This is a genomic window from Paraburkholderia nodosa DSM 21604, from assembly GCF_000519185.1.
Taxonomy (GTDB): domain Bacteria; phylum Pseudomonadota; class Gammaproteobacteria; order Burkholderiales; family Burkholderiaceae; genus Paraburkholderia; species Paraburkholderia nodosa.
In genome coordinates, this window is sequence record NZ_JAFA01000047.1 from 26,092 (window position 1) to 45,986 (window position 19,895).

At 66.0% G+C, this 19,895-nt stretch carries 16 protein-coding genes; 15 read left to right on the forward strand and 1 reads right to left on the reverse strand.

Annotated features, from left to right (window positions below):
• Positions 1-143 precede the first annotated feature (143 nt).
• From A3CW_RS0138585 to A3CW_RS0138600, 4 genes are all read left to right on the forward strand, one after another.
• Positions 144-2,483, forward strand: coding sequence for a cytochrome P450/oxidoreductase (locus tag A3CW_RS0138585; RefSeq protein WP_028208302.1), 2,340 nt, complete (start codon positions 144-146; stop codon positions 2,481-2,483).
• Between the two features lie 47 nt (positions 2,484-2,530).
• Positions 2,531-3,904, forward strand: a complete 1,374-nt coding sequence (locus A3CW_RS0138590) for an MFS transporter (RefSeq protein WP_028208303.1) — start codon at positions 2,531-2,533, stop codon at positions 3,902-3,904.
• Positions 3,905-4,173: 269 nt separating this feature from the next.
• Positions 4,174-5,706, forward strand: a complete 1,533-nt coding sequence (locus tag A3CW_RS0138595) for a class I adenylate-forming enzyme family protein (protein WP_035515206.1) — start codon at positions 4,174-4,176, stop codon at positions 5,704-5,706.
• Positions 5,707-5,775: 69 nt separating this feature from the next.
• A complete protein-coding gene (locus tag A3CW_RS0138600; RefSeq protein WP_028208305.1) occupies positions 5,776-6,933 on the forward strand; it encodes an acyl-CoA dehydrogenase family protein in 1,158 nt (385 codons plus the stop codon).
• A 41-nt stretch (positions 6,934-6,974) separates the two neighbouring features.
• Here the strand turns inward: A3CW_RS0138600 and A3CW_RS0138605 are convergent, their stop codons facing one another.
• Positions 6,975-7,877 (reverse strand): LysR family transcriptional regulator, encoded by a 903-nt coding sequence (locus tag A3CW_RS0138605; protein WP_028208306.1) that lies wholly within the window; start codon positions 7,875-7,877, stop codon positions 6,975-6,977.
• Between the two features lie 303 nt (positions 7,878-8,180).
• Here A3CW_RS0138605 and A3CW_RS0138610 point away from each other — a divergent pair, with 303 nt between their 5' ends.
• The 11 genes from A3CW_RS0138610 (at position 8,181) to A3CW_RS0138660 (ending at position 19,887) form a co-directional block, all read left to right on the forward strand.
• Entirely contained in the window at positions 8,181-9,086 is a 906-nt protein-coding gene (locus tag A3CW_RS0138610) for an SDR family NAD(P)-dependent oxidoreductase (RefSeq protein WP_028208307.1), read from the forward strand.
• Entirely contained in the window at positions 9,086-10,378 is a 1,293-nt protein-coding gene (locus tag A3CW_RS0138615; protein ID WP_028208308.1) for an acetyl-CoA hydrolase/transferase family protein, read from the forward strand. The genes A3CW_RS0138610 and A3CW_RS0138615 overlap by 1 nt, the downstream gene beginning before the upstream one ends.
• Positions 10,379-10,434: 56 nt before the next feature.
• Positions 10,435-11,634, forward strand: coding sequence for an acetyl-CoA C-acetyltransferase (locus A3CW_RS0138620; protein ID WP_028208309.1), 1,200 nt, complete (start codon positions 10,435-10,437; stop codon positions 11,632-11,634).
• Between the two features lie 45 nt (positions 11,635-11,679).
• Positions 11,680-12,855 carry a phenylacetate--CoA ligase family protein gene (locus tag A3CW_RS49020; RefSeq protein ID WP_051482003.1) on the forward strand — a complete coding sequence of 392 codons (1,176 nt, stop codon included), beginning with the start codon at positions 11,680-11,682 and terminating at the stop codon, positions 12,853-12,855.
• Entirely contained in the window at positions 12,852-13,988 is a 1,137-nt protein-coding gene (locus tag A3CW_RS0138630) for a lipoate--protein ligase family protein (protein ID WP_028208310.1), read from the forward strand. Before A3CW_RS49020 ends, A3CW_RS0138630 begins: the two co-directional genes overlap by 4 nt.
• Entirely contained in the window at positions 13,985-14,776 is a 792-nt protein-coding gene (locus A3CW_RS0138635; protein ID WP_028208311.1) for an enoyl-CoA hydratase/isomerase family protein, read from the forward strand. Before A3CW_RS0138630 ends, A3CW_RS0138635 begins: the two co-directional genes overlap by 4 nt.
• Before the next feature lie 21 nt (positions 14,777-14,797).
• Positions 14,798-15,667 (forward strand): MaoC/PaaZ C-terminal domain-containing protein, encoded by an 870-nt coding sequence (locus A3CW_RS0138640; RefSeq protein ID WP_028208312.1) that lies wholly within the window; start codon positions 14,798-14,800, stop codon positions 15,665-15,667.
• 32 nt (positions 15,668-15,699) lie between these two features.
• Entirely contained in the window at positions 15,700-16,488 is a 789-nt protein-coding gene (locus A3CW_RS0138645) for a citryl-CoA lyase (RefSeq protein ID WP_028208313.1), read from the forward strand.
• A gap of 157 nt (positions 16,489-16,645) precedes the next feature.
• A complete protein-coding gene (locus A3CW_RS0138650; protein ID WP_028208314.1) occupies positions 16,646-17,491 on the forward strand; it encodes an FAS1-like dehydratase domain-containing protein in 846 nt (281 codons plus the stop codon).
• A gap of 38 nt (positions 17,492-17,529) precedes the next feature.
• Positions 17,530-18,693 carry an acyl-CoA dehydrogenase family protein gene (locus A3CW_RS0138655; protein WP_028208315.1) on the forward strand — a complete coding sequence of 388 codons (1,164 nt, stop codon included), beginning with the start codon at positions 17,530-17,532 and terminating at the stop codon, positions 18,691-18,693.
• Positions 18,694-18,708: 15 nt separating this feature from the next.
• The gene (locus tag A3CW_RS0138660; RefSeq protein WP_028208316.1) at positions 18,709-19,887 is read left to right on the forward strand and encodes a CaiB/BaiF CoA transferase family protein; all 1,179 of its coding nucleotides are present in this window, start codon (positions 18,709-18,711) and stop codon (positions 19,885-19,887) included.
• Positions 19,888-19,895 lie beyond the last annotated feature (8 nt).

Sequence of the window (19,895 nt, forward strand, 5' to 3'; positions counted from 1 at the left end):
ATCGGTTGGGTTCAGGCGGATTTTAGGGCGCGTAGGGGCGGCGTGGTGCCTGCGGTGCTTGCAGGTTAACCCCTATCTCAGAATTACGCAATGCGTACTAGAGTTACGCAAAACGTAATGCACGCAGCATGCAGGAGAGGCCTATGAGCGAGACACCTTCCCCGTCGGCGGGCCGCTGCCCGTTCCCCCACGCAGCGAGTCACGCCGCAAACGCTGCGCCGCGCTGTCCGGTCAGCGCCAATGCCGCGGCATTCGACCCGTTCAGCGACGGCTACCAGCAGGACCCGCCCGAATACGTGCGCTGGGCGCGCGAGCAGGAGCCCGTGTTCTATAGCCCGCAGCTTGGTTACTGGGTGGTCACGCGCTACGACGATATCAAGGCGATCTTTCGCGACAACCTCACGTTCTCACCCTCCATCGCGCTCGAAAAGATCACGCCCACCGGTCCCGAGGCGAACGCGGTGCTGGAGTCGTACGGCTACGCCATGAACCGCACGCTGGTGAACGAGGACGAGCCGGCCCACATGCCGCGCCGCCGCGCGCTGATGGAGCCGTTCACGCCCGAACATCTGAAGCACCACGAACCAATGGTGCGGCGTCTCACGCGCGAGTACGTGGACCGCTTCATCGACGCAGGGCGCGCCGACCTCGTGGACCAGATGCTCTGGGAAGTGCCGCTCACTGTGGCGCTGCATTTTCTGGGCGTGCCCGAAGAGGACATGGACCTGCTGCGCAAGTACTCGATTGCGCACACGGTCAATACATGGGGCCGGCCGCGCCCCGAAGAGCAGGTCGAAGTCGCACACGCGGTGGGCAACTTCTGGCAGTTCGCGGGCAAGGTGCTCGACAAGATGCGCCAGAACCCGGATGGCCCGGGCTGGATGCAATACGGCATTCGCAAGCAGGAGACGCATCCCGAAGTCGTCACGGACTCCTATCTGCATTCGATGATGATGGCCGGCATCGTGGCCGCACACGAGACCACGGCCAACGCCACGGCGAACGCAATGAAGCTGCTGCTGCAGCACCCGCACGCGTGGCGCGAGATCTGCGAGGACCCGAGCCTGATTCCGAACGCCGTGGAGGAGTGTCTGCGCCACAACGGCTCGGTGGCGGCCTGGCGGCGCCTCGCGACGAAGGACGTGCAGATTGGCGGCATCGACATTCCGGCGGGTTCGAAGCTGCTCATCGTGACTTCGTCGGCGAATCACGACGAGCGTCATTTTGCCGATGCCGACCTGTTCGACATCCGCCGCGACAACGCGAGCGACCACGTCACGTTCGGCTATGGCTCGCACCAGTGCATGGGCAAGAACCTCGCACGCATGGAGATGCAGATCTTCCTCGAAGAGTTCACGCGCCGCTTGCCTCACATGCGTCTGGCCGAGCAGACGTTCACCTATGTACCGAACACGTCGTTCCGGGGTCCCGAGCATGTGTTGGTGGAATGGGACCCGGCGCAAAATCCGGAGCGCGTGAATCCGGCGCTGCTCGGCGCGCAGGTGGTGGTGCGCATCGGCGAGCCATCGGCGCACGCGCTTTCGCGGCCTGTGGTGGTCGAGCGTGTGGACGCCGTGGCCGAAGGCATCGTCCGTTTGCGTCTCGTCGCGCCGGACGGCGGCGCGCTGCCGCGCTGGGCGCCGGGCGCGCATATCGACGTGGAGTGCGGCGACACCGGCATCTCGCGCCAGTACTCGCTGTGCTCGGACCCCGCCGACACGGGCGCGTTCGAGATCGCCGTGCTGCGCGAAACGCAAAGCCGCGGCGGTTCGGCATGGGTGCACGACGCGTTGCGCGCAGGCATGCGCCTGAAGATTCGCGGCCCGCGCAATCACTTCCGGCTCGACGAAGCAGGGCGGCGCGCGATCTTCATTGCGGGCGGCATCGGCATCACGCCGGTTAGCGCCATGGCGCGCCGCGCGCGCGAGCTGGGCATCGATTACGAATTGCACTATAGCGGGCGCTCGCGCAAGACGATGGCGCTCGTCGACGAACTCGCGCAGCTGCACGGCGAGCGCCTGCATCTGCACGTTTCGGAAGAAGGCACGCGCAACGATTTCGCCGCGCTGCACGTCGACGAACATACGCGCGTCTACGCATGCGGCCCCGCGCGCATGCTCGAAGCACTCGAAGCCTGCAGCGAGGCGTGGCCCGACGATGCGCTGCGCGTGGAGCATTTCGCCGCGACCGGCGGCAAGCTCGACCCCACGCGGGAGCGGGCGTTCGAAGTCGAGTTGAAGGACTCGGGGCTCGTGCTCAACGTGGGCGCGGACCAGACCGTGCTAGACGCGCTGCGCCGCGCGAACATCGACGTGCAAAGCGATTGCGAAGAAGGCTTGTGCGGCTCGTGCGAGGTGCGCGTGCTGGCGGGCGAGATCGAGCACCGCGACGTGGTGCTCACACGCGCCGAGCGCGACACGCAAACCCGCATGATGACCTGCTGCTCGCGCGCGAAAAGCGGGCGATTGATCCTCGAACTCTAGTCGCCGCAGAGCGATCGAGACGACACAATAATGATTGGAGACATTGCATGAACAAGGCGGTGGAGGTTACCGGCATCATCGACGAAAGCCGGTTCGGGCCGTATCAGCTACTCGTGGTCACGTTGTGCGCGCTGTGCCTCGTGATGGACGGCTTCGATGTGCAGGCGATGGGCTATGTCGCGCCGGTCGTGATCCGCGAGTGGGGTATTGCGAAGGAAACGCTCTCGCCGGTGTTTGGCGCGGGCCTGTTCGGCATGCTGGTGGGCTCGCTCACGTTCAGCACGCTCGCCGACAAGATCGGCCGCCGCCCGGTGCTGATCGGCGCGACGCTGTTCTTTTCCGCGTGCATGGTGGCGACGGGCTTCGCGCATTCGATCGCGGAACTGGTGGCCTGGCGCTTCGTCGCGGGGCTGGGTCTTGGCTGCATCATGCCGAACGCAATGGCGCTCGCGGGCGAGTACAGCCCGCGCCGCATGCGCGTCACGCTCATGATGATCGTCTCGTGCGGCTTTACGCTGGGCGGCGTGGTGGGCGGCCTGATCACCGCGGCGATGATTCCCGCGTTCGGATGGCGCGCCGTGTTCTTCGTGGGCGGCGCGATTCCGCTCGTGCTCGGCGTGCTGATGTGGCTCGCGTTGCCCGAGTCGATTCAGTTCCTCCTGTTTCGCGGTCGCGGCGAGCACACTCAGGCGCGCGTGCGCCGCAATCTGTCCCGCGTGGCGCCTGCGCTCGCGTTGCCAACCGGCGTGCAGTTCACGACCGTGGAAACGCGCTCGCGCGGCGTGCCGTTCGTCGAGCTGTTCAAAGAAGGGCGCGCGCGGGTGACCGTGCTGCTGTGGGTCGTGAACTTCGCGAACCTGCTCGCCATGTATTTCCTCTCGAACTGGCTGCCGACCGTGATCCGCGATGCCGGCTATTCGACCCAGACCGCCGTGTTCGCCGGCACGGCGTTGTGGGGCGGTGGCGTGATCGGCACGCTGCTGCTCGGGCGCATCATCGACCTCGCGGGCTTCACGCGCGTGCTCGCCACGACATTCCTGATCGCCATCGTCTCGACCGCCGCCATCGGCAATCCGGCCGTGATGGTCTCCGTGGCCGCGATGTTCGTGGCGATCTTCGTCACGGGCTTTACGATCATCGGCGGCCAGCCCGCGCTCAACGCGCTCGCCGCGACCTACTATCCGACCTCGCTGCGCTCGACCGGCATCGGCTGGAGCCTCGGCGTGGGGCGGATCGGCTCGGTCATCGGTCCGGTGCTGGGCGGCGCTCTCCTGCACCTGCAATGGTCGTCCTCGGCGCTCTTTCTCGCGGCGGCCGCGCCGGCCTGCGTGTCGCTCGCGGGCATCGTGGCGATTCATCGGGCGAATAGCGCCGCTAAGGGCACGATGGGAGGCGAGCGTGCGTCGGCGCAGATGGAGTGACTGGCGGCAGCGCCTGCGTAGGGCCGCGCCGGTGCCTCGCACGCGTCACCCGCGAGCGCTGAGTGCCTCGCGAGCACGCGCCCGGTCGAGACGCTAATCGCCTCGAAGCCCCGGCCATCGGGGTGATTTCCGACTTCTCGGCAGACGAATGCCGGCTTTCTCGAAAACGAATTGTTGGCAGGCCGCGCCTGAACCACACTCATACCTGTCGCGATGCGGCGTGCCACGGCGCGCCGTACGCAGTCAAAGAGCAACGACGGGAGGTGACAGTGGTGAGGCGAGCGGCGCGCAAGATCAGCGATATCGCGCGGCACTGGGCGGAGGCGTCGCCCGAGGCCGTGGCGATACGCGAAGAAACAAAGGTGACGAGCTTCGGGCAGCTCTGGAGCGACGTAGGGCAGGCGCAGCGGTTTTTGCGCGAGCAGGGCGTGGACGTGGGCGACCGCGTGCTGATCGTGGCCGAAAACTGCTCGGCCGTGGTGACGCTGCTGTTCGCGCTTGCGGAAATCGGCGCGTGGCCGGCCGTGGTCAATGCGCGGCTCTCGGAGCGCGAGATCGAGACGATCCGCGCGCATTGCGGGCCGCGTCTCATGCTGTTTACGCACGGCGCATCGCCTGACGCGCTGCGTCACGGCGTGCGCTATCGCGCGCGCGAAATCGCGCCCGCCGGGCTCGGCCCGCTGATGATGGCCGCGCCCGACCTCAACGCCGCGCGCGAGGCCGAGGCGCTCGCGCACGAGGTCGCGGTGCTCATCTACACGTCGGGCACGACGGGCCAGCCCAAGGGCGTGATGGCCACGCATCGCGGCCTGCTGCATTTCGCGCATGTCTCGGCGACGTCGCGCGACATGACACAGGCGGACTGCGCGTACGCGGTCATGCCGATGTCGCATATCTTCGGCCTCGCCACGCTGCTGCTCGCCACTTTCGAAGCGGGCGCGAGCCTGCATCTCGCGGCGCGCTTTTCGGCGGAAGAGGTCGTGAAAGCGCTCGGCGCCTCCGAAATCTCCATCCTGCAGGGCGTGCCGACGCTCTTCACGCGCATCGTCGCCTACGTGCGCGAGCACGGCGGCGCGGTGCACGCGCCGCGTCTGCGCTACCTCTATACGGGCGGCGGTCCGCTCGATCCCACGCTCAAGCAGCAGGTCGAAGCACTCTTCGGCATGCCGCTGCATCACGGCTACGGCATGACCGAGTACGCGGGCTCGCTCTTCATCACGCGCATGGACCGTCCGCGCAAGGACGTGTCCTCGGGCGAGATCGTCGAGGGCGCCGAGTTGCGCGTGGTCGGGCCCGACGGCCACGACGTGCCGCGCGGCGAAGCGGGCGAGTTGTGGGTGCGCGGTCCCGGCGTCATGCACGGTTACTATCGCGAGCCGGGCCTGACTTCGGAAGTGCTCGATGCAGAAGGCTGGCTCAAGACCGGCGACCTCGGCCGGCTGGACGCGGACGGCGCGCTCTTCATCGTCGGCCGCTCGAAGGATCTCATCATCCGTTCAGGCTTCAACGTCTATCCGATCGAAGTCGAGTCGGTCATCAACACCTACGCGGCGGTGCGCCAGAGCGCCGTGGTGGGGCGGCGCGACGCCGAAGGCAACGAGGAAGTCGTGGCCTTCGTGGAAGCGAAGGAGGGCGCGACGATCGACGCAGACGACCTTGCCCACTACCTGAGCGAGCGGCTCTCGGCCTACAAGCGCCCCTCGGAGATCGTGACCATCGACATGATCCCGACCACGGCGAGCGGCAAGCTGCAAAAGCAGCCGCTGCGCGAAATGGCCAAACGTGCCGTGCGCGCTCGCTGAGCATTCCCGATTTTCCTTTCCTCACGGGCGGCGTCGTGCCGCCCGATCAACGATTGCAGGGCATACACCATGATTCGCGACCAGGAAACGATGAACGTTCTGCTCGACAACGTCGCGCGCTTCGTGCGCGAGCGTCTCGTGCCGAACGAAGAACGCGTGGCCGAAACCGATGAAATTCCGGCCGATATCGTCGACGACATGAAGGCCATGGGTCTCTTCGGCCTGACCATCCCGGAGCAGTACGGCGGCCTCGATCTCACGATGGAAGAAGAGGTGCTCGTGATGCTCGAACTCGGCAAGACCTCGCCCGCGTTTCGCTCGATCATCGGCACGACGGTGGGCATCGGCTCGCAGGGCATCGTGATCGACGGCACCTATGAGCAAAAGGCGACGTGGCTGCCGAAGCTTGCGAGCGGCGAGATCATCGCGAGCTTTGCGCTTACGGAACCGGGCGCGGGATCGGACGCCGCCTCGATCAAGACGCGCGCCGAGCGGCGCGGCGACCACTATGTGGTGAACGGCACCAAGCGCTTCATCACGAATGCGCCGCAAGCCGGCATGTTCACGCTGATGGCGCGCACGAATCCGGACGAGCCGCGCGCGGGCGGCATCACCTCGTTCATCGTCGACGCGAAGACGCCCGGCATCAGCTTCGGCAAGCGCGACAAGAAGATGGGACAGCGCGGCGCGCATACCTGCGACGTCATCTTCGAGGACGTGAAGGTGCCCGCGGAGAACATCATCGGCGGTAAGGAAGGCGTGGGGTTCAAGACCGCGATGAAGGTGCTCGACAAGGGGCGCATCCATATCGCGGCGATCTGCGTCGGCGTGGCGCAGCGCATGCTCGACGACGCGCTGCGCTATGCGATGGAGCGTGAGCAGTTCGGCGAGAAGATCGCCGAGTTCCAGCTCGTGCAAGCCATGCTCGCCGATAGCCAGACCGAACTCTACGCGGCGCGCTGCATGGTGCTCGACGCCGCGCGCCGCCGCGATGCCGGCCAGAACGTGAGCACCGAGGCTGCGTGTGCGAAGCTCTTCGCATCCGAAATGTGCGGGCGGGTGGCAGACCGCGCGGTGCAAATTTTCGGCGGTGCGGGTTATATGTCCGACTACGGCATCGAGCGCTTCTACCGCGATGTGCGCATCTTCCGCATCTACGAAGGCACGAGCCAGATCCAGCAGATCGTCATCGCGCGCAACATGATTCGCGCGGCTGGCGGGCGCTAGGCGAGAGGGGCGGCGCGCAGTACGCGCGCCGCGTCATGGGTTTATTCGAGGCGGCCGCTGCCGTCGGCCACCAGCAGATCGACGAGCTTGCGCGCGAACAGCGGCAGCGCATCGCGGTCGGCCATGCAGATCTGCAGTTTGCGCACGGCCCACTCGTCGGTGAGCGGCACGATCTTGAGCGACATGGTTTGCGCGTGGCGGCGCGCCGTGCCCTCGGGCAGCACGCCAATACCGATGTTCGCCTCGATCATGCGGCACGCGGCTTCGAAATTGCCGATCTGGATGCGCCAGCGTATCGTGCGCTGCAAATCCGACGAGGCGCGCTTGAGAAACGAGAAAATCGCGCTTTCGTCGGGCGGCCCGATGAAGTCGTAGTCGAGCGTATCGGCAAACGCCATCTCGCTCGCCTGCGAAAGCGGGTGGCTCAGTGCGGTGACGAGCACGAGCCGGTCGCGCCGGTAGGGCAGCACCTGCAGTCCCTCGGTGCGCACATTGCCGGCCACGATGCCGATGTCGATCGTGCCGTCCTGCACGGCGCGCACGATATCGGGCGAAAGGCGCTCGTGTATGTCCACGTACACGTCGGGATGATTGATGAGGTAGGTGCGCAGCACGGCAGGCAGAAACTCGCTCATCGCCGTGGTGTTCGCAAACACGCGCACATGGCCCTTCACACCCTGCGAGTATTCCTGCAGGTCTCCCGTGAGTTGCTCGAGCTGCTTGAGCACGCGGCGCGCGTGCGCGAGCAGCGTTTCGCCGGGGCCCGTTAGCGTGACCCCCTGGCTCGTGCGGCTCAGGAGCTTCACGCCCACCTGTTCTTCGAGATTCTTGATACGCGTGCTCGCCGCGGGTAGCGACAGGTGCGCGCGTTCCGCGCCGCGCGTGAGGCTGCTCGCCTCGGCTACGTGGGTGAAGAGCTTCAGGTCGACGAGATCGAAATGCATGGGTTGACTTGCCGTGACTCCAATGTCCGTCAGCTCGTTCGTTCGAGGGATGCAAAAAACATGCGGGACGAGCAGACTCCAGCCATTATTGCGCCGCAGCGCAATGCGCGCCATTAGCGATAGTACGGGTTAATCCTGGCCGAAACAGGCGTTCGGCATATCCAAATTGTGCAGCCCTAGCCGATGCGTCAAGCTGCAACACGAACGGCACAGCTTGCCGCATAACAAATCCAATCGAATCAAATCGGATCAATGCCCGGCGCAACGCGGGCTGGAGGAGCGAAAACGATGACGACGCAACGAATGCTGGACGGTAAGGTCGTGGTGGTGACGGGATCGGGCGGCGGAATTGGCCGCGATATCGCGCTCATGATGGCGCGCCACGGCGCGAAAGTCGTGGTGAACGACGTGGGCGCCTCGCTCACCGGCGAGGGCCATAACGACGGCCCCGCGCAGGCCGTGGTGAACGAGATCAAGGCGTTCGACGGTCAGGCCACCGCGAACACCGACAGCGTGGCCGACGCCGCCGGCGCCGCCCGCATCGTGCAGAACGCGCTGGACGTGTTCGGCCGTATCGATTGCGTGGTGAACAACGCGGGCATCCTGCGCGACCGCTTCTTCCACAAAATGAGCGAAGAAGAGTGGGACGCCGTGCTGAAGGTTCACCTCTACGGCTCTTACTACGTCTCGCGCGCCGCCGCCGACCACTTCAAGGAGCAGCGCAGCGGGGCGTTCGTGCATATGACGTCCACGTCCGGGCTGATCGGCAATCTTGCGCAGGCCAACTACAGCGCGGCGAAGCTCGGCATTGCGGGCCTGTCGAAATCCATCGCGCTCGATCTGGAAAAGTTCGGTGTCCGTTCGAACTGCATCGCACCGTTCGCCTGGAGCCGCATGATCAACTCGATCAAGATCGATTCGCCGGAACAGGAAGCGCGCGTCGCCAAGATCAAGCAGATGACGCCCGCGAAGATCGCGCCGCTCGCCGTCTACCTCGCCAGTGAGCAGGCCGCCGACGTGACGGGCCAGATTTTCGCGGTCCGCAACAACGAAATCTTCCTCATGAGCCAGCCGCGCCCCGTGCGTTCGGTGCATCGCGGCGAGGGCTGGACACCGGAGACGATTGCCGAGCATGCCATGCCGGCGCTGCGCAAGTCGTTCCATACGCTCGATGTTTCCGCCGATGTCTTCAGCTGGGACCCCGTCTGATGACGCGCGGTCCGCGCGCGGCGCGCATCGTCGACGCCGCGCAGCTCGATTTCGCGCAGTACCTGCGCCCGGGCGACACGCTCGCGTGGGGCCAGTGCGGAGCCGAGCCGTGCACGCTCACCGCGCTGCTGATGGCGCAGCGCAAGTCGATAGGCGGGCGCTTTCGCGTGTTCGTGGGCGCGTCGTGGTCGGAAACGCTCGAGCCCGCGTATGCCGACTGCGTGGACTTCATGGCCTATGGCGCGTCGGGAACGAACCGGCGCCTCGAACGCGAGGGCGTGCTCGATATTCTCCCGTGTCACTACTCGCAGTTTCGCAGCGCGTTGACCAGCGGTCCGAACCGCATCGACGTGTTGCTGCTGCAAGTTGCCCCCGCGGATGAAGCGGGCCGCTACAGCCTCTCGATCGCCCATGAGTATCTCGTGCCGCTGATCGACAGCGCGCGCGTGGTCATCGCGGAGGTGAATGCGGCGGCGCCCTGGACTTACGGCGAGCGCATGTTGCGCGCAGACGATTTCGACGTGCTGATCCATACCGACCGCACGCCGCTGGAAGCGCCGGCCGCGCAGGCCGGCGACATCGAGCGGCGCATCGCGCAGCACGCTGCTTCCCTGATCGAAGACGGCTCGACGATCCAGTTCGGGCTGGGCGCGCTGCCCGAGGCCATCGTCGCGCAGTTACGCGACCGGCGCGACCTTGGCGTGCATAGCGGCACCATCGGCGACGCCGTGGTCGATCTGATCGAAGCGGGGGTGGTGACGAATGCCCGCAAGCCGCGCGATCGAGGCGTGAGCGTGGTCGGCACGATGATGGGCACGCGCAAGGTCTACGCGCATGCGCACCGCAATGCGCAGATTCAGTTTCGCGCCACGGCCTATACGCACGACATCGACGTGCTCGGCAGCCTCGACCGGTTCGTGGCGATCAACTCGGCGCTCGAAGTCGATTTGACGGGTCAGGTCAATGCGGAGGCCGCCGGTGGCCGCTATGTGGGCGCGGTGGGTGGGGCGCTCGATTTCATGCGCGGCGCGGCGCGCTCGCACGGGGGCGTCGCGATCGTCGCGCTCGCATCGAGCACGCGGCATGGCAGCCGCATCGTCGCGCGTCTTTCGGGGCCGGTCAGCACGCCGCGCAGCGACGCGGCGGTGATCGTCACCGAGCACGGCGTGGCGGACCTGCGTGGGCTCACGCTCGCGCAGCGCGCCGAGCGCATGCTCGCCATCGCGCCGCCGGAGTGGCGCGAGCAACTGGACGCGCAACACCATGCGCGGCGGGATGCGATAGCGGTTTGACGGTACGCGGGCGCATGACGCGAACAACAATCAGACAACATGCAAAGGAATCCGAAATGAGAAGAGCAGCGATAGTGGCACCGGTACGCACGCCGGTCGGCACGTTCGGCGGCAGCCTGCGCCCTGTTTCCGTCGAGACGCTCGCGGCCACGGTGCTGCGCGAAACCATCGCGCGCAGCGGCGTGGACCCGGCGCGTATCGAAGACGTGGTCTTCGCGCAATCGTATGCGAACAGCGAAACGCCTTGCATCGGCCGCTGGGCCGCGCTCGAAGCGGGGCTGCCCGTGCAGGTGCCCGGCATGCAGCTCGATCGCCGTTGCGGCGGCGGCCTGCAGGCGGTCGTGACCGCCGCGATGATGGTGCAGAGCGGCGCGGCGGACGTGGTCGTGGCCGGCGGCGTGGAAAGCATGAGCAATATCGAGTACTACACGACCGACATGCGTTGGGGCGCTCGCGCAGGCTCGGTGAAGATGCACGATCGTCTCGAGCGCGGCCGCGAACGCTCGCAGCCCGAAGCGCGCTTCGGCTATATCTCCGGGATGATCGAAACGGCGGAGAACCTCGCGAAGCAATACGGCATCACTCGCGAGGAAGCGGACGCTTACGCTGTGCGCAGCCACCAGCGTGCGGCGGCGACATGGGAGTCGGGCCGCTTCGCCGAGGAGGTGGTGGCGGTTTCGGTGCCGCAGCGCAAGGGCGACCCGGTGCTGTTCGCACGCGACGAAGGCTTGCGCTCCGACGCGAGCGAGGCGTCGCTCGCGAAGCTCAAGCCACTCATGAAAGGCGGCACGGTGACGGCGGGCAACGCAAGCCAGCAGAACGATGCCGCGGCGGCGTGCCTGATCGTCGCCGAAGATCAGCTCGACAAACTGGGCCTCACGCCGCTTGGCTACCTGACCGGCTGGGCGGCCGCGGGATGCGAGCCCGCGACGATGGGCATCGGCCCGGTGCTGGCCGTACAAAAGCTGCTGCAAAAGACCGGGCTCAGCTTCGATCAACTCGACCTCGTCGAACTGAACGAGGCATTCGCGTGCCAGGTGCTCGCCGTGCTCAAGGGCTGGGGCTGGCACGACGAATCGCGGCTGAACGTGAACGGTTCGGGCATTTCGCTCGGTCACCCGATCGGCGCGACCGGCGTGCGCATGCTCACGACCCTGCTTTACGAACTGCAGCGCCGCAAGGGCCGCTATGGCCTCGAAACGATGTGCGTGGGTGGCGGGCAGGGCATCGCGGCTATTTTCGAGCGAGCGGCTTGAGGGCAAACGCTGCGCAGCCCTACTGAACAGAAAAAGGAGGAGACGATGCTCGATGCACTCAACGCGCAGCTCTCGCGGCTACAAACGCACCCGTTCTATGCGGGACGCCTGCCGGGTAGCGTCGCGAGCGCGGCGGAGTTCGCCGAGCGCGTGCCGCTCATGACGCGCGCCGAACTGGTGGCCGAGATGAATCGCCCGGGCTACGGCGCGTTTGCGCCGGCCGTGCCGCCGGTGCGCGTGCACCTCACGCCGATGGGCGCTTCGCTCGTGCCGATCCTGCAGAGCGCGGCCGACCTGCGCGCGATCGAAGCCGCGTGCGGCCAGCATCTCGACGCGTGCGGCATCGGTCCCGGCGACGTGGGCATGGTGACGTTCGGCTATCACCTCTTCGTTGCGGGGCTTTTCTACCAGACCCAGATGGAAGCGCGCGGCGTGGCGTGCATTCCGCATGGTCCCGGCGAGACCGAGCGCGCGGCGCGCGTTGCGCAGCAATGTGGCGTGACGGTGCTGGCCGGCAATCCGTCGCACGCGCTCAAGCTCATCGAAGCGGGGTGCCCCGTGCCGCGGGTGTTCTTCGCGGGCGGCGAAGCGTTCACAGGCAATGCCGCGCTATACGCACGCGTGCGCGCAGCGATGCCGGGCACGCTGCTGATCGACAGTTACTCGCTTTCCGAATGCCTGCCAGTGGCGCGTACGTTCCCCGGCGGTACGGGTGTGCATGTGTTCGATGAACTGCTGTACGCCGAAGTCATCGACCCGGACACCGGCATGCCGGTTGCCGAGGGCGAACGTGGCGAACTCGTGCTCACCCATCTGCAGAAGGAACTGCAGCCGCTCGTGCGTTACCGCACCGGCGACCTCACCGCGCTCGAGCGCACCGCGCCCGTGCATGGCCGCACGGTGTCGTTGCCGCGCGTGGTGTTCGGCCGCGCCGATTCGATGGTGAAGATCAAAGGCGTGAAGGTCTACCCCTCCGAGTTGAAGACGGTGCTGCTGGGCGTAGAGGGCGCGACGGGGGCGTATCGGCTCGTGGTCGGCACAAAGGCTCATGGCGGCGACCATCTCACGCTGCAGGTGGAAGGGGCGGTGCAGGGCGGCGCGATCGAGGCCATAGCGGAGCGCTTCAAGCGCCAGACGCTGATACACGCGGACGCCATCGAGACGGTCGCGAAACTCGAAGGGGCAGCCCTCGTAGAAGATCAACGGAGAGAGACGACATGAATGCAAGCGCAACGCATACCCAAGACCCGTGGCGCCTCGTCGTAGGCAGCCACAACTACGCGGACTTTTCCATTTCGGTGTCGCCGGCCGTCGAGCGCGCGGTGGCCGAGAATCTCGCGCCGCCCACGGTCTATCTGAACGTCTTCAACGAAGACAGCATTACCGTAGGCGTGAACGAAGATCCGAACCAGGTGCTCGATCTGCCGTTCTGCCGCGACAACAACGTGCTCGCGCGGCGGCGCGTGAGCGGCGGCGGCGCGATTTACGCGGGGCGCGGTTCGGCATTTCTCGCGTTCTATCTGCCGATTGGTCTGCCCGGCGTGCCGCAAACGGCGGCGCAGGCGTTTCCCACGATACTCGGCCACGTCGCCGAAGCGCTACGCGATGTGTTCGGCCTGCAGGCCGCCTACCGACCGCTGAACGACGTCGAGATCGACGGACGCAAGCTCGTGGCCACCTCGCTCAAGATCGAAGGCGGCGTGCTGACGTTCCGCATTCTGCTGAACGTGAAGGCGATCGACACGGCGATCGCGGCGCGCGCCATGCCCATGGCGCCCGAGAAGGTCAAGGACAAGAAGCACAAGGATCTCGGTTCGCGCTACACGTACCTGGAGCAGGAACTCGGCCGCAAGGTGAACGCCGATGAGTTGACTGCCTGGGTCACGGCCTGCGTTCGCCGCACGTTCGGCGAAATGGCGCTGGAGTCCGGCGCACTGGGCAGCGAAGAACTCGTTTTTGCCCAGCAGTACGAGCGCGAACTGCACGAGGAAAGCTGGTTCCATGAAAAAAGCGAGGCCACGCGTTACAGCCCGATCACCCTGACGGGCGACCGTATCGTGCGTGGACGCGAAAAGGCGCCGGCCGGGCTGATCTGGCTGAGCCTGCTCGTGCGTGACGGCACGGTGGTCAAAGCGATCGTCAATGGCGACTGGCACCCGCGCCCACTGGCTTCGGTCGCCTGGCTCGAAGACGGCTTCACGGGACTCGCTGCCACGCGCGAGGCGTGCGCGGTGCATATCGAGGCATTTCTCGCACGTCCCGACGTGGAGTTCGCAGGCGTCGAGCCTGTGCATCTCATCACGGCGCTCGACAAGGCGCTCGCAGAACTCGCAAGCGCCGGGGTGTGCGCATGAGCGCAAAAACGGTGCTGGTTGAACAGGACGCGGGCGTCGCGACGCTCACGTTCAATCGTCCGGAGGCGAAGAACGCGCTCAACGGCGAGATGCGAGTGGAATTGCTAGAAGCCGTGCAGCGCATACGTGCCGACCGCGGCGTGCGTGCGGTCATTTTGCGCGGCGCGGGCAATGACTTCTGCTCGGGCGGCGACGTGCGCGGCATGAACGTGACGAGCGCCGAAGCGGGACGCGACCGGATCGACGACTTGCATGGCTGGGTGAGCATGCTGATCGACCTCGACCGCCCGGTGATCGCGGCCGTGGATGGGGTGTGTTACGGCGCGGGCTTCAGCTTCGCACTCGCCGCCGATTTCGTGATTGCCAGCACGCGGGCGCGCTTTTGCATGCCTTTCATGAAAGTCGGTCTCGTGCCCGATTGCGGGGCGTTCTATACGCTGCCGCGCGTGGTGGGACTCGCGCGCGCGAAGGATCTCGTCTTTACGGCGCGCGAAATACGCGCCGCGGAAGCGAAGGAGATCGGCGCGGTGCTCGAAGTAGTCGAGCCCGAACAGCTTCATGCGCGCGCCGCGCAGGTCGCGGCCAGTCTCGCGGCGGCATCGCCCATTGCGTTCGGTCTGGCCAAGCGCGCGTTGAATCAGTCGCTTGGCAGCGACCTGCGCGCGATGCTCGAAATCGAGTCGGCGGCGCAGGGCATTGCGTTCACGACCGAATTCCATCGCGAAGCCGTGAAGCGCTTTCGCGAGAAGGCCGATCCGCTCTTCAAGTGGCCCGCCGCCGAGGCCTGAACTTACATTGAACGCACTGCCATGACGATCGACTATCACACCCTGCGCAACTGGCCGTTCAAGGACGTCGAGCAGACCTACACCGCGCGCGACGCCATGCTCTACAGCCTCGCCGTGGGATACGGCGCCAATCCCGTTGATCCGGACGACCTGGCATTCGTCTACGAAAAGGAATTGCGCGTGCCGCCGACGCTTGCCGTCGTGCTCGGCTTTCCCGGCTTCTGGGCGCGCGACCCGCGCTCGGGCATCGACTGGGTGCGGCTATTGCACGGCGAGCAGAGCCTCGTGATGCACAAGCCGCTGCCGCCGGCCGCGACGGTGATCGGCCGCTCGCGCATCACGCGTGTGGTCGACAAAGGCGCAGGCAAGGGCGCGCTGCTCGAAATCCAGCGTAGCATTACCGACAAGGCAAGCGGCGAGCTGTATGCCACCGTCACGCAGCTCACGTTCTGCCGTGGTGACGGCGGCTTTAGCGCGAACAACGGCTTGAGCGACGAAGCCCCCGCGCCGCCACCGCCGATGCCCGAGCGCGTGCCCGATCATCATTGCGATCTGCCTACGCGCCCGGAAACGGCGCTGATTTATCGTCTATGTGGTGACGACAACGCGTTGCATGCCGACCCGCAGGTCGCGCGCGCGGCGGGGTTCGAGCGGCCTATCCTGCACGGGCTCGCCACGTGGGGCGTGGCTGCGCACGCCGTGCTCAGGACGCTGTGCGCAAGCGAGCCGCAACGCCTCGCGGCCTTTCGCGCGCGCTTCACCGCACCTGTTTATCCGGGCGAGACGATCCGCACCGAGATGTGGCGAGACGGCAGCGAGGTGAGTTTTCGCGCGCGCGTGCTGGAACGCGACGTGCTGGTGCTCAACCATGGCCGCGCGCAATTGCGCTGAACGCTATTCTGTATAACGAAGGAATCAAGACTATGGCCCGTCAACCGAAACCGCTCGTGCGCTCCGATATCGCGTACAGCACGCCCGATCGTATCGTCGTGCGCGGCAAGAGCCTGCCCGACGAAGTGCTCGGCCACATGAATCTCGGCGACTTCGCGTATCTGCAACTCACGGGCAAGGCGGCCACGCCGCAGCAGTCCGCGATGTTCAACGCGATCGTCATCACGCTCGTCGAGCACGGCATGACGCCGAGCGCCATCGCCGCGCGCATGACCTATGCGGGCGCACCCGAGTCGCTGCAGGCGGCCGTCGCAGCGGGGCTATGCGGGCTCGGCTCGGTGTTCGTCGGCAGCATGGAAGGCGCGTGCCGCATGCTGTCCGAAACGCTGCCTTATGACGGCCAGTGCGACGACCTGGAGAAACTCGCAGTCGATACCGTCGCCGCATGGCGCGCGCGCGGCACGCCGATTCCGGGGCTCGGTCATCCGCTGCACAAGCCCATCGATCCCCGTACGCCGCGCCTTTTCGAACTGGCTGCGCAAAACGGCATGTCGGGGCGCTATGTGAAGCTCATGCAACTCATTGGCGCAGAAGCGGAGCGTGCATCGGGTAAAGCACTGCCGATCAATGCGACGGGTGCGATCGGCGCGATCTGCTGCGAATTCGGCTTCCCGTGGCGCATCGTGCGCGGCTTCGGCGTGATGGCGCGTGCGATTGGCCTGGTGGGTCATCTGCTCGAAGAGGGCGAGCGCCCCATGTCGTTCGAGTTGTGGCAGCGTGTGGAAGACGAAGCCTCCGCCCATCTGCGCGGCGAAGTGTGAGGCCGGCGCGCGGCCCGGGTTGAAAGCTGCGTGCAAGTCTCGGGCAACAATGGCCGGGGGATTAACGAAAGCGAAAGGGCTGATTCGGCAAAGGCAACTTCGCGAAACGATGTGAGCCGTTCATAGTATGGCCCTGATCTCGCAACGGAGAATTGCCATGCCGGAATCGCCAACGCCAACGCTCAGTGCGTGGCTCGACAAGACCGAAACGCTCACCGACGACATCACCGCGTTTCCGCTGCGTGCGCTTGCGGCCACACTCGACCGCGAAGCACCCGATAGCGCCGTGCCACCGCTATGGCACTGGCTCTACTTTCTGCCTGTCTCGCCGCTCGCGGAAGCAGGTCCCGATGGACACCCGAAACGCGGCGGCTTCCTGCCGCCGGTCGAGCTGCCGCGCCGCATGTGGGCGGGCGGGCGCCTGACCTTTCACGCGCCGCTGCGCGCGCGCAGCGAAGTCGCGCGCACTTCCACCATCGCGAACATCGAAGACAAGACCGGCCGCAGTGGCCGCCTCGTGTTCGTGACCGTGCAGCATCGCTACGAGAGCGGCGGGGCGCTGTGCATCGAGGAAGAGCACGACATCGTCTATCGCGACGCGCCGCAGCCCGGCGCGAGCGCGCCCAAGCCGGTCGCAGCGCCTCAAGGCGAGACATGGTCGCGAACGCTCACCGCCAGCGCGCTCATGCTGTTCCGCTATTCGGCGCTGACCTTCAACGGTCATCGCATTCACTACGACTTCCCGTACGTCACGCAGGAAGAGGGCTATCCAGGCCTCGTCGTGCACGGCCCACTCATCGCCACTCTGCTGCTCGACCTCGTGCACCGTGAGCGGCCCGACGCGACGATCGCGACGTTCGCGTTTCGCGCGGTACGGCCCACGTTCGCGGGCAACGCGTTCACGCTGTGCGGCAAGCTCGCCGACGATGCGCGCTCGGTCGAACTCTGGGCGAAAGACCACGACGGCTATCTGACGATGCAGGCCACCGCCACGCTGACCTGAGCGGCAACACGACTATTCATAGCGAATTCATATCGATCATGCAAACCACGCAACAAGATTCGTTTCAGGACATCCGCGAAGCCGTGCGCGATCTGTGCCAGCAGTTCTCCGGTGAATATTTCCGCAAGATCGACGAGGCGCGCGGCTATCCCGAGGAATTCGTCGATGCGCTCACGAAAGCGGGCTGGCTCGCTGCGTTGATTCCTCAGGAGTACGGCGGATCGGGTCTGGGCCTGACCGAGGCCTCGGTCATCATGGAAGAGATCAACCGCTCGGGCGGCAACTCGGGCGTTTGCCACGGCCAGATGTACAACATGGGCACGCTGCTGCGCCACGGCTCGGCCGAGCAAAAGCGCAAGTACCTGCCGAAGATCGCGAGCGGCGAACTGCGCTTGCAATCGATGGGCGTGACCGAGCCCACCACCGGCACCGATACCACCAAGATCAAGACCACCGCGGTGCGCAAGGGCGACCGCTACGTGATCAACGGCCAAAAGGTGTGGATTTCGCGCGTGCAGCATTCGGACCTCATGATCCTGCTTGCGCGCACCACGCCGCTCGCCGACGTGAAGAAGAAGTCCGAAGGCATGTCGATTTTCGTGGTGGACTTGCGCGAGGCGATCGGCAACGGCCTCACCGTGCAGCCGATTCTCAACATGGTCAATCACGAGACCAACGAACTCTTCTTCGACAACCTCGAAATTCCGGCGGAAAACCTGATCGGCGAGGAGGGGATGGGCTTCAAGTACATCCTCGACGGCCTGAACGCCGAGCGCACGCTCATCGCGGCCGAATGTATCGGCGACGGCTACTGGTTCATCGACAAGGTGAGCGCCTACGCCAAGGAGCGCATCGTGTTCGGGCGGCCGATCGGCCAGAACCAGGGCGTGCAGTTCCCCATTGCGCGCGCGTTCGTCAACGTCGAAGCCGCGAGCCTGATGCGCTTCGAGGCCGCACGCCGATTCGACGCGCACGAGGCCTGCGGCGCGCAGGCCAACATGGCGAAGTTGCTCGCCGCCGACGCTTCCTGGGAAGCCGCGAATGCATGCCTGCAATTCCACGGCGGCTTTGGGTTCGCCTGCGAGTACGATGTGGAGCGCAAGTTCCGCGAGACGCGCCTCTACCAGGTCGCGCCGATCTCGACCAACCTGATCCTGTCGTACGTGGCGGAGCATGTGCTCGGCCTGCCGCGTTCGTTCTGACCGGAGGCGCGCGCCATGAGACCACTCGACGGCATCAAGGTCGTCACGCTCGAACACGCGATCGCCGCGCCCTTCTGCACGCGCCAGCTTGCCGATCTCGGCGCGCGCGTCATCAAGATCGAGCGGCCGGGCGTCGGGGACTTCGCGCGCGGCTATGACGAACGCGTGCATGGACTCGCATCGCACTTCGTGTGGACGAACCGCTCGAAGGAAAGCCTTTCGCTCGACGTCAAGCACAACGAGGCCGCGCCGATCCTCGACGCGCTGCTCGCCGACGCCGACGTGCTCGTGCAGAATCTCGCGCCAGGCGCTGCGGCTCGACTCGGGCTGAGCTACGAAGCGCTGAGCGAGCGCTACCCGAAGCTGATCGTGTGCGATATCTCCGGCTACGGCGACGACGGTCCTTACCGCGAGCGCAAGGCTTACGACCTGCTGATCCAGAGCGAATCTGGCTTTCTCTCCATCACGGGGTCACCCGGCGAGCCCGCGAAGGCGGGCTGCTCGATCGCCGACATCGCCGCAGGCATGTATGCCTACTCGAACATCCTCAGTGCGTTGCTGATGCGCGGCCGCACCGGACGCGGCTGCTGCATCGACGTTTCGATGCTGGAGAGCATGGTGGAGTGGATGGGCTATCCGCTCTACTACGCAATCGACGGGCAAACGCCGCCGCCGCTCGCAGGCGCCTCGCACGCGACGATCTATCCGTATGGGCCGTTTCCCGCCGGCGACGGCAAGTCGGTGATGCTCGGCTTGCAGAACGATCGCGAATGGAAGCTCTTTTGCGAACACGTGCTGTTGCAGCCGGAACTTGCTACCGATGAACGCTTTGCGGCGAACTCCCAGCGTTCCGCGCGCCGTGCGGAACTGCGCGAGCTGATCGTCGAGGCGTTTTCGAAGCTGACTGCGGCACAGGTCATCGAACGGCTCGACCGCGCCGGCATTGCCAACGCCCAGATGAACACGATGGCCGATGTGTGGGCGCATCCGCAACTGCAGGCGCGCGAGCGCTGGCGCGAGGTGCAGACCTCGGTGGGGACCGTTCCGGCGCTGTTGCCGCCGGGCGCACCTTCCGCATTCGATGCGCGCATGGATGCGGTGCCCGCGCTCGGTCAGCATACCGAATCCATCTTGCGTGAGCTTGGCTATGACGCGACGCGCATCGGTGCGCTGCGCGAAGCCGGGGCCATCTGATCGCGCCT

Coding starts and splice junctions, on each gene's coding strand:
- A3CW_RS0138585 (WP_028208302.1), top strand. CDS start 144: ATGAGCGAGACACCTTCCCCGTCGGCGGGCCGCTGCCCGTTCCCCCAC.
- A3CW_RS0138590 (WP_028208303.1), top strand. CDS start 2,531: ATGAACAAGGCGGTGGAGGTTACCGGCATCATCGACGAAAGCCGGTTC.
- A3CW_RS0138600 (WP_028208305.1), top strand. CDS start 5,776: ATGATTCGCGACCAGGAAACGATGAACGTTCTGCTCGACAACGTCGCG.
- A3CW_RS0138605 (WP_028208306.1), bottom strand. CDS start 7,877: ATGCATTTCGATCTCGTCGACCTGAAGCTCTTCACCCACGTAGCCGAG.
- A3CW_RS0138610 (WP_028208307.1), top strand. CDS start 8,181: ATGCTGGACGGTAAGGTCGTGGTGGTGACGGGATCGGGCGGCGGAATT.
- A3CW_RS0138615 (WP_028208308.1), top strand. CDS start 9,086: ATGACGCGCGGTCCGCGCGCGGCGCGCATCGTCGACGCCGCGCAGCTC.
- A3CW_RS0138620 (WP_028208309.1), top strand. CDS start 10,435: ATGAGAAGAGCAGCGATAGTGGCACCGGTACGCACGCCGGTCGGCACG.
- A3CW_RS49020 (WP_051482003.1), top strand. CDS start 11,680: ATGCTCGATGCACTCAACGCGCAGCTCTCGCGGCTACAAACGCACCCG.
- A3CW_RS0138630 (WP_028208310.1), top strand. CDS start 12,852: ATGAATGCAAGCGCAACGCATACCCAAGACCCGTGGCGCCTCGTCGTA.
- A3CW_RS0138635 (WP_028208311.1), top strand. CDS start 13,985: ATGAGCGCAAAAACGGTGCTGGTTGAACAGGACGCGGGCGTCGCGACG.
- A3CW_RS0138640 (WP_028208312.1), top strand. CDS start 14,798: ATGACGATCGACTATCACACCCTGCGCAACTGGCCGTTCAAGGACGTC.
- A3CW_RS0138645 (WP_028208313.1), top strand. CDS start 15,700: ATGGCCCGTCAACCGAAACCGCTCGTGCGCTCCGATATCGCGTACAGC.
- A3CW_RS0138650 (WP_028208314.1), top strand. CDS start 16,646: ATGCCGGAATCGCCAACGCCAACGCTCAGTGCGTGGCTCGACAAGACC.
- A3CW_RS0138655 (WP_028208315.1), top strand. CDS start 17,530: ATGCAAACCACGCAACAAGATTCGTTTCAGGACATCCGCGAAGCCGTG.
- A3CW_RS0138660 (WP_028208316.1), top strand. CDS start 18,709: ATGAGACCACTCGACGGCATCAAGGTCGTCACGCTCGAACACGCGATC.